This window comes from Salmonella sp. SSDFZ54 (assembly GCF_004010735.1).
Classification (GTDB): Bacteria; Pseudomonadota; Gammaproteobacteria; order Enterobacterales; family Enterobacteriaceae; genus Salmonella; species Salmonella enterica.
Window position 1 is genome coordinate 2922454 of sequence record NZ_CP034819.1, and the last position, 15532, is coordinate 2937985.

Annotated in this window: 15 protein-coding genes; 2 read left to right on the plus strand and 13 right to left on the minus strand. The window is 50.7% G+C overall.

Annotated elements, in window-relative coordinates; translation table 11 throughout:
* Positions 1 to 5 precede the first annotated feature (5 nt).
* From EOS97_RS14465 to EOS97_RS14475, 3 genes are read right to left on the minus strand one after another with little or no spacing between them, the layout of a single operon-like run.
* Entirely contained in the window at positions 6 to 2552 is a 2547-nt protein-coding gene (locus EOS97_RS14465) for a fimbrial outer membrane usher protein (RefSeq protein WP_127836164.1), read from the minus strand.
* A 26-nt stretch (positions 2553 to 2578) separates the two neighbouring features.
* Positions 2579 to 3262: a fimbrial biogenesis chaperone StiB gene (gene stiB / locus EOS97_RS14470; protein ID WP_001086407.1), complete on the minus strand. Its 684-nt coding sequence runs from the start codon at positions 3260 to 3262 to the stop codon at positions 2579 to 2581.
* Positions 3263 to 3309: 47 nt separating this feature from the next.
* Positions 3310 to 3843 (minus strand): fimbrial protein, encoded by a 534-nt coding sequence (locus EOS97_RS14475; RefSeq protein WP_000779122.1) that lies wholly within the window; start codon positions 3841 to 3843, stop codon positions 3310 to 3312.
* A gap of 369 nt (positions 3844 to 4212) precedes the next feature.
* Between EOS97_RS14475 and EOS97_RS14480 the strand changes: the two genes are divergently transcribed.
* Together EOS97_RS14480 and EOS97_RS14485 are read left to right on the plus strand one after the other, a co-directional pair.
* Positions 4213 to 4653, plus strand: coding sequence for a PTS sugar transporter subunit IIA (locus EOS97_RS14480; RefSeq protein ID WP_000901958.1), 441 nt, complete (start codon positions 4213 to 4215; stop codon positions 4651 to 4653).
* Positions 4654 to 4714: 61 nt separating this feature from the next.
* Positions 4715 to 5944 (plus strand): polysaccharide deacetylase family protein, encoded by a 1230-nt coding sequence (locus EOS97_RS14485; RefSeq protein WP_000245316.1) that lies wholly within the window; start codon positions 4715 to 4717, stop codon positions 5942 to 5944.
* A gap of 1 nt (position 5945) precedes the next feature.
* On the opposite strand, the gene EOS97_RS14490 is transcribed toward EOS97_RS14485, so the two are convergent.
* From EOS97_RS14490 to panB, 10 genes are all read right to left on the minus strand, one after another.
* Entirely contained in the window at positions 5946 to 7010 is a 1065-nt protein-coding gene (locus EOS97_RS14490) for a fimbrial protein StkG (protein WP_001804770.1), read from the minus strand.
* Between the two features lie 8 nt (positions 7011 to 7018).
* Positions 7019 to 7618, minus strand: a complete 600-nt coding sequence (locus tag EOS97_RS14495) for a fimbrial-like protein (protein ID WP_001186619.1) — start codon at positions 7616 to 7618, stop codon at positions 7019 to 7021.
* Between the two features lie 18 nt (positions 7619 to 7636).
* Positions 7637 to 8194 (minus strand): fimbrial protein, encoded by a 558-nt coding sequence (locus tag EOS97_RS14500; RefSeq protein ID WP_000673424.1) that lies wholly within the window; start codon positions 8192 to 8194, stop codon positions 7637 to 7639.
* A gap of 26 nt (positions 8195 to 8220) precedes the next feature.
* A complete protein-coding gene (locus EOS97_RS14505) occupies positions 8221 to 8805 on the minus strand; it encodes a fimbrial protein (protein ID WP_001267119.1) in 585 nt (194 codons plus the stop codon).
* A gap of 22 nt (positions 8806 to 8827) precedes the next feature.
* Positions 8828 to 11425, minus strand: a complete 2598-nt coding sequence (locus EOS97_RS14510; protein WP_000898836.1) for an outer membrane usher protein — start codon at positions 11423 to 11425, stop codon at positions 8828 to 8830.
* A gap of 67 nt (positions 11426 to 11492) precedes the next feature.
* Positions 11493 to 12245: a fimbrial chaperone gene (locus tag EOS97_RS14515; RefSeq protein ID WP_000248430.1), complete on the minus strand. Its 753-nt coding sequence runs from the start codon at positions 12243 to 12245 to the stop codon at positions 11493 to 11495.
* Between the two features lie 86 nt (positions 12246 to 12331).
* Entirely contained in the window at positions 12332 to 12937 is a 606-nt protein-coding gene (locus EOS97_RS14520; RefSeq protein WP_023165785.1) for a fimbrial protein, read from the minus strand.
* A gap of 280 nt (positions 12938 to 13217) precedes the next feature.
* On the minus strand, positions 13218 to 13598 hold the full coding sequence (gene panD / locus EOS97_RS14525; RefSeq protein WP_000621526.1) for an aspartate 1-decarboxylase: 381 nt from the start codon (positions 13596 to 13598) through the stop codon (positions 13218 to 13220).
* A gap of 94 nt (positions 13599 to 13692) precedes the next feature.
* Positions 13693 to 14547, minus strand: coding sequence for a pantoate--beta-alanine ligase (gene panC, locus EOS97_RS14530; RefSeq protein WP_000905350.1), 855 nt, complete (start codon positions 14545 to 14547; stop codon positions 13693 to 13695).
* A 125-nt stretch (positions 14548 to 14672) separates the two neighbouring features.
* The gene (gene panB / locus EOS97_RS14535) at positions 14673 to 15464 is read right to left on the minus strand and encodes a 3-methyl-2-oxobutanoate hydroxymethyltransferase (protein ID WP_000805488.1); all 792 of its coding nucleotides are present in this window, start codon (positions 15462 to 15464) and stop codon (positions 14673 to 14675) included.
* Positions 15465 to 15532 lie beyond the last annotated feature (68 nt).

Here is a 15532-nt window from a genome sequence, read left to right on the forward strand (position 1 = left end):
GTTCCTCACTGGCAGACGGCGTTCGCCATCACGATGCCGTTCATATTTTTACTGATATCCAGGTGGTAATCCGCGCGGCAAGAGGCGCTTCCCCAGTTCACCAGCAGCAGGCCCTCTTCCGGCAGGCCGCTGAGGAAGACCTGGCCTTTATCGCCGACGATACTGGCCAGGTTCGCATCCTGCCCATCGACGCTTGCCGTCGCGCCAAAGGGCACGGGCTCGCCATTGCTGCGCGTCAGCGTTAACAGCACGCGATAGCCCTTATGCGTGTCATACGCCGCGCGCACCACCGCATTACGCGTCGGGTAGACGGTCTGGTTGTTGAGCGGAATATCCACGTTGTCGGCAAACGTGCTGCTGTCGAGCGAGATATCGTAGCGATAATACGGCGTGACGTTGGGGATCACCGTATAACCCCGGAAGTCGGTGGCGACGCCGGTCTGGTTTTCAACCGAAACGCCGCTGGCGCCGGGCGCTTTAATTAAAATCGCCGCGCCGGTAATCGGCTGGCTCAGGGTAATACCGTTTTCGTGCGCCAGAATGCCGCCGCTGATGCCGTAGCTGACCTGTTGGCTATCTGGCGACTGATTGTAACCGGCGTTGAGGTTGGCATAAGTACCTTTGTAGCTGGCGTTTACCCCGCCGGAATCACCGTCTTGTGTGCTGTGGCTCTGCTGTAACGACCAGTTCAGGTTTCTGTCACGCAGCGCGGTGCCGCTAAGGGTGGTGCTGTTCACCGTGGCATCATGCTTACGCGTGTTCAGCATATAGCTGGCGTATAGCCTGGAATCGAACACCGTAAACGGAACGTGCAGCGACAGCGTGAACAGCCGATCGTTCTGGTTATAACGATCGTCGTCGTTATCATCATCGTCATTGTCCGAACGGTACTGGTAGGTGTTTTTGTTATAGCTGTAGCTCAGCATATAGCTCACCGGACCCCAGCTATTGTTGTAGCTGGCGCTCAGAGATTCCATCTGCTGCGTGCTGTGCCAGTAATCTTCTTTGACCCAACTTAGCGTTAAGGAACCGAGCGTATTGCTAATTTGCTGGTTGACCGAGGCTTCGAAACGATTATGGCGCTTGCCGTAGTTATCATAAAAATCGTCGTCCGCGTTGATCACCTCGCTCAGCGAATTGTAGTTTTCGCTGGCGTAACGATAGCCGGCCAGCGAAAACGTGGTGCCCGTACTGACGACGCCCTTGCTGTAGCGGACGCGCCAGGATTGCCCGATTTCTTTGCGGCCATCGTCAAATTTGGCGTGCGACCAGATGCCGTCCAGGGAAATGGCCCCCAGCATCTGCATATTTTGCCCGACGCCGAAGGCGACGGACTGGTATTTATCGCCGGCAATCTGGCTGCCGCCGTATAGGGTGATGCCCCACGGCAGGCCGTACAGCAGGGTCGCCTGGCCGAAGTCGTCCAGCGTGTGGTTGTTATAATCGCGGTATTTACCCACGGTCACGCTGTATTTTGCCCGTCCGGTGCGCTGCAGAATCGGCAGCGAAGAGTAGGGCACGATAAAATGCTGTTCGCTGCCGTCGGCTTCTTTTACCGTTACGTCATAGTCGCCGTTGCTGCCGGTAGGAAACATATCGTTGATTTCAAATTCGCCCGGCGAAACGGCGGTCTGATAGGCGATATAGCCGTTTTGCCGCACGATAACCTGCGCGTTTGAGCGGGCGATGCCGCGAATCGTCGGGGCGTAACCACGCTGGCTGTTGGGCTGCATTTGATCGTCAGAGGTGAGCTGGAGGCCGCGAAAAGGTACGCTGTCGAACACGTCGGATGGCGTATTGCTGTCTCCGGCGGTGAACTGGCTTTTCAGCGCGATAATGTCGCGCTGTAAATAGTTATAAACGCTGTTCCAGCTACCGCCCTCGCCGTTATTTGAACTCCAGTTACTGTAGTTGCGAAAACGCCACGGCCCGAGGTTAAAACCCGGCTGGAGAGCGAGATACTTCGATTCCGCATCGTCGGAATCCTCGCTGGAACCGTACTCTTTATAGCCGCTGAAGCTGTAGTTCAGCATCAGCGCGGTAATCCCCTCCTGCCACTTTTCCGGCGGCACGTAGCCGCGCGCGTTGTTGGCGATGTAGAGTTGCGGGATGCTTACTGATAATGTCTGTTGCTGAAAATCAAACCGCTGGCTGGCGCCGGGGATAACGCTGAGATCGACGCAGCCTTTTTCACTCTCCAGGGTTGGAAAAAGGTCGGTTTTGACGCTGTTATCTTTTAGTTCCTGGAGCCGTAAACAGCCCTGTAATGCCTGTTGACCGTCACTGAGCGTCGTGAGTTGAAAATCAACGTTTCGCGCGCCGATTTCTGTTTTATTGATATTGATAGTGACGTAATAGGTGCCAGGCAGCTGGCTTTTGTCGTTATCAAATGTCGACAGATCGACGCTTGTGCGACTCGCCTGCCCATGGTTTTCAATAAATGCCGGATTGAAATAGTCGCGCGCCCATGCAACGTGTGCGAACGTGCTGCCCAGCGCGATACACACAGCGCAGCGCGATAAATAAAATACCCGGTGTTGCCTTTTGCGCATCGGCACTCTCATCCCTGTCACTCTTCTCAAGGCGTTTGTTTATGTTCGGGGCCAATACCGCCAAAATCGTTGATGATAGACCAGACAATCGGGCCGCTGGCGGCGGCAGGCAGCGTGTACTGCGCGTTGCCGAAAGGCGCCACATAGCGCGGGGCTTTCACTTTTTGACTGCCAACGGAAAGGGTGGCGAAGTTCATATAATAGGGCGTGGGGTTCTTCACGGTGAGCGTGCGACCCTGACGCGACCACGTTAACCGATCGGCAACCTCTTCTGGTTTTTGGGTTAACGCTTTTGGCCGGTAAATCAGCTTAAATTCCGCTTTAACGGCCAGCATGAGTGTGTTGTGTTTATTGTCCGGATTGCTGCTGGGAATCGATTTAATATCCAGCCAGTACAGCGACTCGCGATCTTCCGGCAAATTGCCGCCGGTACGGATAATTCGTAGTACGTTCTTTTGCCCGCCATTAAGGCGAAAAAGCGGCGGGGTGACCATAAACGGCGCATCGCCGCTCGCCCCAGTTTCGCTGATCGATTGCGCCCAGGACTGAATTAAATAGGGAACGTTGTCGCTATTGCTTATCGATATGGACGCATCTTTGGCATCGCCGTGAAAAATAACCCGCGTTGTGCCGATGTTTATCCCTGCGGCATGCGCCAGCGAACCGCACAACAGGCAACAAAGCAACCCTGCTTTAGCCAATGAATTCATTGATGACCTCAATAAACAAAGGGGCCAGCCGACGCTGGCCGCCAGGATCAGTTATATTGCAGATAGAATGTTGCGGTTGCATCGACCGTTCCCGACTTAACGGGAACCGCGGTGGAGATATAGCGGGCGGTGAAAGGCATTGAGAGTTCCGTCACCCCCTCTGTGAGCGCGACTGCGGCAGACCATGCCTGAAGATCGTTAAAGGTCATAGGGGTGCTAGATTTATCAAGAATTTGCACGCCAATATTCTCAGCATCATCCTCATTTTTCAGGATGGTCGCATCGGTTCCGTCGAGTGTGCCTTCAAAGCGCGCCTGTACACTGCTGTAGACGTTTGCGTCGCAGTTTTCGAGTTCGATGGTGAAGTCTTTATCCCCTGCCGTCTGCCCTGCGGCAGTAAAAAGAGAGGCAAATTCGTCCTGTAATGTCACCTCTACTGAATCCGTTTTTACCGTACAGGCGTTTTGCTTAATGAGGCCGGTGATATGTACGGTGCCGTCTTTGGCGGTGTCGGCCAGCGCGGCGGGGGAGAGGGTGATGGCAGCCAGTGCCACAGTGAGTGTTTTTAAGGTGAGTTTCATTATCTTTGATCCTTTAAGATATTATAAATATTGACATAGTAACAATATCTATAGTGTGGGAAGTTATTGTTCTTTTTATTGCCGAATGAGTAAATATAATGTCCGATGATTTTTGCGGCGCGAAGAAAAATTCAGAATACATAAATATGAAATATTTATAATATATATTTAATCAATTATTTTGGTGAGTGTTTGTTTAATTGAATCGCCGTGATTACCCTTTAATGGGCCAGATTCTATGAAGGCTGTTAACAATTTTAAAAATAATGCAAATTTTTTTGAATAAAAAATGATCGTGGTCATAGTGTATTGTCGGCCAAAAAAACATGCTGACATCATGCAGGATTGGAGCTCAATGGAGGAGAAGTTATGCTGGGATGGGTCATTTCCTGTCATGACGATCGGGCGCAGGAAATGCTCGAAGGTCTTGAAAAGAAATATGGGCCGTTGGCGCAGTGTCGGGCGGTCAATTTCTGGCGTGGGTTAAGCGTAAATATGCTCAGCCGCATGATGTGTGACGCCCTCCATGCCACCGACTCCGGTGAAGGCGTGATATTTTTAACCGACATTTCCGGCGCGGCGCCTTATCGTGTAGCGTCGCTGATGAGCCATAAACATTCTCAATGTGAAGTTATTTCCGGTGTCAGCTATTCATTGATGGAGGAAATGATTCCCTGGCGAGAGTCAATGAGCAGTTCAGCATTTCGCGACCAGATTGTCGCGCTTGGCGCGCCGGATGTCACCAGTCTCTGGCATCAGCAGCAGAAAAATCCGCCTTTTGTATTGCTGCATGATTCGTATGAGTTTTGATCAATACCATTGACGACGCTTTTGCTACAATAACGGCGTTTTTTCGTCTTGGTTATGATATATGGTTATGCGCGTTGTTCTTATCTTGCTGTTCTTTTTCGCCGGTAATGTGTTGGCTGCCTTGCCCGCTCGTTATATGCAAACGACGAAAGATGCCGCCATCTGGTCGCAGATTGGCGACAAAATGGTGACCGTAGGGAATATCCGCGCCGGACAAATTCTTTCCGTAACGCCTGTTGCGGCTGATTATTATGCCTTTAAATTCGGCTTCGGTGTGGGCTTTATCGATAAAGGCCATCTGGAATCCGTGCAGGGAAAACAAAAAGTGGAAGATGGCCTGGGCGATCTTAACAAGCCGCTCAGCAATCAGAATCTGGTGACCTGGAAGGACACGCCGGTGTATAACGCGCCGGACATCAGTAGCGCCCCGTTTGGCGTATTGGTGGATAATTTGCGTTACCCCATTATTAGCAAGCTGCAAGGCCGGCTACACCAAACCTGGTATCAGATCCGTATTGGCGACAGGCTGGCTTATGTCAGCGCCATGGATGCGCAGGAAGACAACGGCATTCCGATTTTGACCTATCATCACATCTTACGTGATGAAGAGAATACCCGTTTTCGCCATACGTCCACCACGACTTCGGTTCGGGCATTCAGCAACCAAATGACCTGGCTTCGCGATCGCGGCTATGCCACGTTGACGATGTACCAACTGGAGGATTACATCCATAACCGCGCCAATTTCCCGGCGCGCGCGGTGGTTATCACCTTTGACGATGGCCTTAAATCGGTGAGTCGCTATGCGTATCCGGTATTAAAGCAGTACGGTATGAAAGCGACGGCATTTATTATCTCATCGCGTATTAAGCGCCATCCGCAAACATGGAATCCCAGATCGCTGCAATTTATGAGCGTGTCCGAATTGCGCAAGATAAGCGACGTTTTTGATTTTCAGTCGCATACCCACTTTTTACATCGGGTAGACGGGCATCGTCGCCCGATTTTATATAGCCGCAGCTACCATAATATTCTGTTTGATTTTGAACGCTCGCGGCGGGCACTCGCACAGTTTACTCCGCACGTATTTTATCTTTCTTATCCCTTTGGCGGCTATAACGCGACCGCTATCAAAGCAGCAAAAGACGCCGGTTTCCATCTGGCGGTCACCACGGTGAGAGGGAAGGTGAAGCCGGGAGATAATCCGATGCTGCTCAAAAGGCTGTATATTCTGCGCACGGATTCGCTGGAAACCATGTCGCGGCTGATCAGCAACCAGCCGCAAGGGTAGTTTACTCGTAGGTTACCTGGAAGGTGACAGACGATCCGAAAATACCGGGTGTCACGGCCTCCGTCCCTGTTTTGACCAGCTTTGCCTTAAAGTTGGCGTTTACTGAGGTCACCGGCCTCCCGATTATCTCGCCCACGGCAATGACTTCTGGCGTACTGTCGGCATGAATTTGCGGATAGGCCGGTGAGCTTATTTTTACACCGACGCCGCCAGCCGCGGTAACGCTTGAGTTGCTGGTAATCGAGTTGGTGAACAGGTTCTTATCCGCATTGGTATATGAGGATTTCGCCACGAACGAGACTTCAATCGTCCCGGTACAGGTTCCGGTAATCTGAAAAGGCACTTCGGTGGTCTGATCTTTCTCCAGGTCGCTTCGGTACCAATCACCTAAATTCACGGTGGTGGGCGCGGTAAGAATACAGGTCGGTTCGGAGAATGGAATGTTAAACATCATATCAGAAATGGTGATTAGCGGGCGAGGATGGTCAGACTCAGAACCTACGGGGTCTCCGAGAACAATGCGCCCCAATGGGCCGCCGATTGAGCTAATAAAACCGACTCCTGAAGGCACGCCATTAAAGCCGGGCATCTGGTAGATTTCCATCACGGCGTACCATTTTTTTTCATGGTCGAAATAGCCTTCGTTGTCGTCAGCATAAGCGGTCATATAATATTGACCGGAATTGACGGGAAACCATCCGGTAATGCCTTTCCCTGCGGGGTATAACCCAATGGCATACGTAATGCCGGGTATATTAGTGCGAAACAACGCCTTACCGTCGACATACCCTTCAAGTAAGGTGTTGTCCGTCATCTGGTAAATGTTCTCTCCATCATCCCCCACTGCACAGTGGCTATGCATTTCCGGCGTTAATTCCATCGTAATACCGCTAGCCAGCAGCGTGGCGGTTTGCACCGAGGGGTGAAAGGTAATGATTGGTTGAACGCCTGGCGACATTATCTGTCGTGTATCGCCATTGTAAAATTTACATTCCATAGCACCATAGGCTGCGCCGGATGCGCTCAACAATAACAGTGCGGCCAGATAAGGGGATAGCTTCATCATAAATCCTTTTATTCGTAGCTGACGTCAACCAACACGTTGCTGGTGACAACGCCGCTGACAACTGCGCCCGTATTCTGATAGCGCGCGTAAAACTGATAATCCGTTAAATACAGCGAACTGCTTTTTCCGCTGACGTCGTAAACCACGTTAGAACTGCCATCGCTGTTTAAGACGTTAGTTTTATAGTCTGCCGAGAAAATGACGATACCCACGTTTTGCGCCGCGCCTGTTGTGGCATCATTTTTGAAAACCTGGTTTTGGTTGCTCCAAAAACCGGATTGCGGCGTAAAACTGAACATCAACTGCTTGATGCTACTGTTATCTGCACAGTTTTCGAGACGCACGTTAAAAGGCGTGCCGCCCGCTTCGTCGGTAGGCGCATATTTACTGCTGCCGTCGTTATTGTAAAACCATGCCCGCGTGACGTTGGGAAGGTAGACTTCCCCCCCGTTTTCCAGACTGAGTTTGCAGGTGCTGTTAACAATACTGGCGGTCAGATTGATATCCAAATTGGAACCCGCCTGGCTGACGCCAGACCAAAATCCGCCCGTCAGACCCATAAGCAACACAAGACCGGGCTGGCGTAAAAGAAACAGTAATTGTTGCATGAACAAAGCACCTGAAAATTAAGGGTATGTCACAACAAAGGTGACCGGAGCCGTGACATCGCCGGCGGTGACGTCGCTCAGGCTTTTACCGTTTGCCACCACAATGCGTGACGTCATTGGGTAGGTACCCGCACCGTTGGTAATGGTCACCTTCTGTGCGGCTGGTGGCGTTTTACAAGACAGTTTCACCCCCGTGTCTGCATCGCCGCCCCAAATTTCGAAGGCGGTATTCAGGCCCGCCGCGTAAGAATCGCCGTCTAAATTATCACCGGAGCAGGTGCCGCCGGTGCCCGCTTTTGCTTCTACTTCTGCGATGGTTACGCCGGAACAATTGCTCAAGACAATGCTCAGCGGCATCGCTTTCTTGTTAAGATCCGATTTATATGTCTCACCATAGCCAATGGTGCTGACATTTTTTCCGTCACCATTAACGACGATAGCTTTACAGGTACCGGTTGTCACTGTGGTCTTAAAGGTCATTTGTACACTGTCGGTACCGGTAATAGCGGCTCTGACCACTCCAGAGAATAAGACGGCAGAAACGGATAATGTGATTAAAGCTGATGTAAATTTCATAGTGATGCTCCGTAGATCTGCGTTAATTACTCGTAGCTAAATACGAAAGTCGCAACGGCTGAGAAAGCCCCGGTGGTAGCCGAATTTGCCTTGGTCTCTTTCATGATGGCGATCAGCGGAACCTCTTTATTGTTAATTTCTACCTCACTCCAGACCAGACGTTCTGAATCGGCGGTGGAGTTAATAACAAAAGGTTCATCTGGTTTGGATGCGCGCGCTACTGACACCCCCATATAGTCGGCTGAGCCTTTTGTTCCATTCGTTAATATTTTTGTTGAATACCCGGATGGCGTTCCGTTGATTGATGTTTTTAATGATTGAAGCGATGCCGGGCATTCAACAATCACTAATTTAAAATCTGCCGTTGCTGTTCCCGCTCTTACATCATCAATACGAACTTCACCACTACTATTACCAATGATTAATTCCTGTACCGTGTCGGAGCCTGTACCACCGACCAGTTTCATGTTACACGTCGTCTCTAAAATTGTGGCCGTGAAATTAACATCCAGGTTAGTGGAGTTAGCGGCAAGCGCGCTTCCAGAAGCTGCCATTACGGCAAGTGCCGCGATGGGAAGACTGAGGCGGTTTCTTTTCATATAAACTCTCATTAGTTTTTCCCTAAACAGGTCATTACATGTGACAAAGTTGATTGCTCAGTACGGGGGTGAGTCCCGCTTTTGCCGTGGTTTCAGCTAATTGGTAACGCACTGTACAGGTGCTTTCTTTACCACTGCCCCACACCACGCGAAGTTCGCCTTGCTGTTCTACGCCGCGCACGTACGCCTGTCCGGCCTGGCCTACGGTACCGACAGTTTCATTTTTCTCGTTAAGGACATCTGCGCCTAAAGGAATAAAGCCTTTATCGCTACGCAGTAATTCCAGAATCAGTGAGCGACCTTCATCGGTTTCAAAATTCACCAGCACGACGGCGCCGCTGCGCGGTACGGTAACCGTGCTGGTGCTTTTGATTTCAACATCGTTCTCCAGTGTGCTGATATCCAGCGACACCCGGTTTTCGCGGTAGGCTGACATATACGGTAAAATGCCATAGCCCGAACTGCCGATTTCGCTGCTGCTGTAGCCCAGTCCTGCGCCTTGTGCGCCGCTGGCTTTCACCAGCGCGACGGCGTCGGTTTCGCCAATGCTGCCCGGCGCGAACGCCACGCCGCCAGAATGCAGCACCATGCCACCGCTGTAACTGGCGGAATATTGCTGGCTATTGTCGTCGCCAAACGAGGCGGAAATCCCTAATGGGCCATAGCTGCTGTTAAGGGAGCCAAAGCCACTTACCTGATTCAGGTTGCCGTAATTACCGCTGCTGGAGGTGGCGCTCACGGAGTAGCTGATGTCGCTATCTTTGGTATTACCGCTGGCGGTGGAGTTGACGTTAGTACCGCCCTTCATGTCAGAACGCAGGCCCATGTTGATATTGGAGAAACCGCCAGAGCGTTCCCCGTTGTGGGAGAACATACTCAACGGAATACTGAAACTTAAATAGACGCTGTCGTCTTTACTGCCGTTCTGGTCATAGGCGCGTTGTAATGACACGCTATAGCTGCCGTAGGCAAAACTGTTGTTGTAACCCACGCTATAGTTGGCCGTGGAGCCCGCATCATTCCAGTAGTCCTGCCATGTTCCGCTGACATACACAGAACCCCAGGTTGTTTCTCCCTGGTTTAAGGGCTGGTTGATGCTGATTTGCACCTGATTTTTGGTACGCTGGTAATCGTCATATAACTCATCGCCTGAGCGATAACTTTGCTGCGCATATTGCTGATGTTTAACGCTGTCTTGCAAAGACGCGGCGTCATTCAGGCTGAGGTAGTCTTCAGTAGAAAAACGATAAGCGGCGACGTTAAATGAGGTATTGGTCGCCTCGATCATTTTGCTGTAGGTCAGCCGGTAGCTTTGCCCGCTGAGCGTGCCTAAATCATCAATACTGGCGTGAGATTGCGTCACATCAAAGGCGAATGCGCCAATACCGGTGTTCATTGCCAGACCTAATAACCCAGCATAGAAATTCATATCGGTATATTGCGCGCCGATATAGCCGGTAAAGGTGTTGTTCAGGCCATAGTAAAACTGCGCGTAACCCACCTGCGGTTTATCATGCAAAGAATCATCGTTCAGCTCGCCGACGCCGATATCCCAGCGTGTCGCGCCGGGGCGTAACATTTGGGTGACTGACGAAAAGGGAACGGTAAAGCTGCGTTTGCTGCCGTCCGCTTCTTCTACGGTGACCAGCAGATCGTTACCATAACCTGTGGTGCTAAGGTCGTTAATCTCGAACGCCCCCGGCGGTACGGTGGTTTCGTAGATTTTATTGCCGCTTTGCATCACCGTGACTTTGGCATTGCTGTTGGCGACGCCGCGGATAACAGGCGCGTAGTTGCTGGAGCCCATCGGTAACATGCGGTCATCGTTATACATCCGTATCCCGCTCAGGCTGAAGGAGTCAAACGCATCGCCACGGGTGTAGGAGTCGCCTATCACCATTTGCGCTTTCAGCGCGGTGATATCTCGTTGTAAATAAACGTCCTGATTGTTGTATTCGCTACCGGTATCTTTGTTCCAGTTAAGGCTACCTCGGGAACGCAAACGCCACGGTCCCATATTTAAACCGTAACGTAGCCCCACGTAAGCGGTATCGGACGTTGTGCCATTGCCTTCACTGTGCCAGGCGTTCATATCGTAAGAGACGATGGCCGCCGGAACGCCATCTTCCCACAGTGAGGGGTCAACATACCCGGCAGGACGCTTCAGGATATAAATCTGCGGGAAGTTGAGATCCATGGCCTGTTTGCCGGAATCGTAATTCGCCGTCGCACCGGGGTAGTATTTTTTTATATCCAGACACGTGGTGTTGTCGTCGACCTCGACGTCATCGCGCATTGCGGCGGGATCAACGCCTGCCTGGGTGAGTAAAAGCGGCGTCAGACATGCACTGGCGCGTGGCGTACCGTTTTCATTAAAGGTAATTTCAGAGGTAGATTTCAACGCATTGTTAAGATTCACTTTCACACGATAGGTTCCGGCAAGCACCGGGTTGCCATATGCATAGCGACTAATATCGATATTAGCGCTGCTATTAAGTAAAAATTGTTCGTTAAATTCTACGGCTTCGTCCGACTCAGCAACGGTTTTTTCTGCTGCTGAAGTTGCAGCAGAAACGGAAAAAGGGAGTGCAGCGCCAATAGTAAGACATAATAATGAGCGTTGAAATAGCATTGTTTTTCCGAATAATTAACGTGGGCCAGAATGGCCCACTACATTGGTACGTAATTGTTATAATTGATTAGTCTATTTTGGCTTCTCGTTTATTTGTGCCGCCATTATCATTAATGGTGTTATAGATAACGGTACCGTTAATATTATTCGAAAGGCCTTTTACGGGCATGCTGACCCCGCTAAAGGGTAAAACGGATTTGCTGTCGACGGTATATTCTTTACCGCCCACTTTAAATTTTACGTTGGAAATAGAAACGTTGTACGCGCTGTCATTTTGGGCAAATAGTGAAAGCGTATTGCCTTCTTTTTTCTGCGACCATTTCAGGTTTGCCGCCGCATCGCCAGGCGTGCCTTTCAGGCCATCCGGGCGGAAAAATAATTTGATCCGCGTGCGAAAGGCGAGTTGAAGTTGATTTAAACTCTCGCCTTCTTTCGCTTTTGATTTTGGCGGAATTTCCAGCACGTTAAACCAAAACAGCGATTCCCGATCCTGAGGTAATGCGCTACCCATATACGTAATACGCAAGGATTGCCCTTTTTGTGGATCGATACGAGATACCGGAGGCGTAATGACAAACGGCAGTTTTAGCTCCTGCGGGTCAACACCGTCACGCCCGTCATCCAGCCAGGTTTGCACCAGTAGAGGTTTATTGCCCCGGTTATCCAGGTTCACAATCACGTCTTTTGATGACGCTGGGTACACAATACGTGTTCCGGAAATGACGATATCCGCGTTTGCCTGGAATGTGGCAAATGCCGTGAAGGCCGCGGCAGCGAAGCAGGTGGTTTTAAATCCCTTTGTAATAACCGTATTGACCATTTTACCCTCCCTGTAGGTATACTTTAAAATTAAAATCCCCCAGCACAGCCGCTGAGGGATTGGCTAATCTTTTTAAATACAAAGGATTAGTTATAAATAACGGTGAAGGCAACTTGCGCCTGTACGGTTCCTGCCGTTACCGGGCTGGTGTCTGCATTCCACTTCTGGCCCTGGGTGTAGGCTACGCGGTAGAACAGGTCACCGGTGCCATCAGCGGAAATAGTGGCTTTCTGCGTGTTGTTAGTCTGGTCAATTTTGATCAGATCGGTAGCGCCGTTACCGTTGTTAGCCAGCACCAGGTTAACGTTTTCTGCTGCTCCTTGCAGATTAGCCGGTGGTACTAACAGACCACCTGACGTTGAACTGGAACCGCCCCAGGAATTAAACTGAGCGGAGGCATCTTTTACCGTTGCGTTATCACATTCGCTCAGATTCAGAGTGAACTGTTTTTCGCCCAGAGTACTGTTAGTACCCAGTGCGGTAGCGAAGTTTTTAACAAAAACGGTATCCAGAGTAATGTCAAAATCATTACCGTCTTGATCTATTTTATTATCAAGAGAGATTTTACAGGTATTGTTAGAAACCAGACCGTGGAAAGTAATAGTACCCGTATCTGGATCTGCTGCCATTGCAGACCCGGCACCCAAAGTCATTGCAATAAAAGCGGCTACGCTATATTTTCTGAAAAACATTTAGAATATCCATATTTTAGTGATAAATATAAATAAAATATATTATTTATATATCTTATTTGTTGAAATATTATATTTCGAGGCGGATTTTATAGAGAGTTGCGATGAAAAGGAATAAAGTTATCCATTAGAAATACTTTATGTTCTTTTAAGTAAAACTAATGTTTTATTATTTAAGCAATAAGATAAATAATAAATAATATTATTTATTGGTGATTTAAAAAAAAGACAACCCGTCCCAAAATATGTTTTTCTGGAAGGGTTGTCCTATTATTGAAAATCAGGCAACCTGTACCGGAATAGCTTTCGCGGTGCGCTTCATTTCGTTGTCGCCTTCAAAATAGGCCACTTTCGGACGCCATGTACGCGCTTCTTCATCAGACATGGTGACGAAGCTGGCGATAATCACAATGTCGCCAACTTCAGCGCAGTGCGCCGCCGCACCGTTCACCGAGATGATTCTGGAGCCGCGTTCAGCCGCAATCGCATAGGTTGAGAAACGTTTCCCATTGGTCACGTTCCAGATATCAATCGCTTCGTTTTCCAGAATACCGGAGGCATCAAGGAAATCCTGGTCAATGGCACAGGAACCTTCGTAGTGCAGGTCCGCCTGCGTGACTTTTACGCGGTGGAGCTTGCCTTGCAGCATGGTGCGAATCATAACTTCTTTACCCTGTCGTTTACCTTGGCTAAGCAGGCGCTTGTGGCCTGCTTTGGAAATTCTCAGGCAGTATTGCCCGATTTTTAACCCCTGTCTACTGGGCTAATGTAACGCTTTGATTATCGATCAGACGCGCCTGACCCAGCCAGGCGGCGGCCAGAATCACTGCGCGTTTGCTGGTTTCCGTCAGCTCCTGCAGCGTGTCGGCATCACGGATTTGAATGTCGTCGGCACGGAAGCCTTTTTCATTCAGTTCCTGTTCGGCAATGGCAATAATCTCTTGCAGCTCACGATTACCCGCGATCAGTTTTTCAGCGATGCTATTCATCACGTTGTGTAGACCCGGCGCAATTTTGCGCTGCTCTGCGGTCAGATAACTGTTACGTGAGCTGAGCGCCAGACCGTCTTTGGCGCGAATAATCGGCACGCCGACGATCTCAATGTCATAACTCATATCCGCCACCATTTTGCGGATCAGCGCCAGTTGCTGGAAATCCTTCTCGCCAAAGCAGGCGATATCCGGCTGGATCAGGTTGAACAGCTTGCTGACGATAGTCGAGACGCCGCGGAAGTGGCCCGGACGGCTGGCGCCTTCCAGCATGGTAGAGAGGCCGGGAACATCAACGTACGTCTGGCCTTCCAGCCCCTGTGGGTAGATTTCCTCAACGGCTGGCGCAAAGACATAATCGACTTTGCGTTTGTTCAGCTTTTCACAATCTTCCTGCAGCGTGCGCGGATAACGCACCAGATCGTCCGGCCGGTCAAACTGCATCGGGTTGACGAAAATGCTGACGATCACCACATCAGCTCGGGCTTTTGCCTCATCGACCAGCTTCATATGGCCATCGTGCAGGTTGCCCATGGTGGGAACCAGTGCGACGCGTTTACCTTCCTGACGCAGACGACGAATATGCTGGCGCAGCAGCGGCAGGGTTTCAATGATTAGCACAACAAAACTCCTTGAGTTGCTTGATGATCCTGCCCGATGGCGCTGCGCTTATCAGGCCTACATCCGTTGAGGATCGGTAGGCCGGATAAGACGCGTCGCGTCGCCATCCGGCACGGTCAGAAAAATTAGTGAAAGCTGTGTTCTTCGCCCGGATAAGCGCCGGACTCCACTTCAGCCATATACTGCCGTACGGCGGCGCGCATGTCGCCCGCCTCGGCAAGGAAATTTTTCGCGAATTTGGGAATATGGCCGCCGGTGATGCCAAACGCATCGTGCATCACCAGGATCTGACCGTCGGTGACGTTGCCCGCGCCGATGCCGATCACCGGAATCGACAGCGCTTCCGTGACGCGCTTCGCCAGCTCAACCGGCACGCACTCCAGCACCAGCAGTTGAGCGCCAGCCGCTTCTAAAGCCAGCGCGTCATCCAGCAGCACTTGTCCTGCATCTCCGCGGCCCTGAATTTTATAGCCGCCGAAGATATTCACCGACTGTGGCGTTAGCCCCAGATGACCACAAACCGGCACGGCGCGTTCGGTGAGCATTTTCACCGTATCAACCAGCCAGGCGCCGCCTTCAATTTTGACCATATTGGCCCCCGCACGCATCACGATAGCCGCGTTTTCACATGCCTGTTCCGGGGTGGCGTAAGCCATAAACGGCAGGTCGGAGAGCAATAGACAGTTGGGCGCGCCACGTCGCACGGCACGAGTGTGGTAAGCGATATCTTCCACGGTGACAGGCAGAGTGGAGTCATGCCCCTGAATCGTCATGCCCAGCGAGTCGCCAACCAGCATCACATTGATACCTTCGTCGGCAAATAACTTAGCGAAGCTGTAGTCGTAGGCGGTAATTGTCGCGAAGCGTTTTTTCTCTTGCTTGCATTTCTGCAGCAGTGAAATAGTGGTGGGTTTCATAACGTTTCCTGATGGTAAAAGTTATATTTCCCGGCATTCTAACAGTCATATTCAGGGGGGCAATTGAT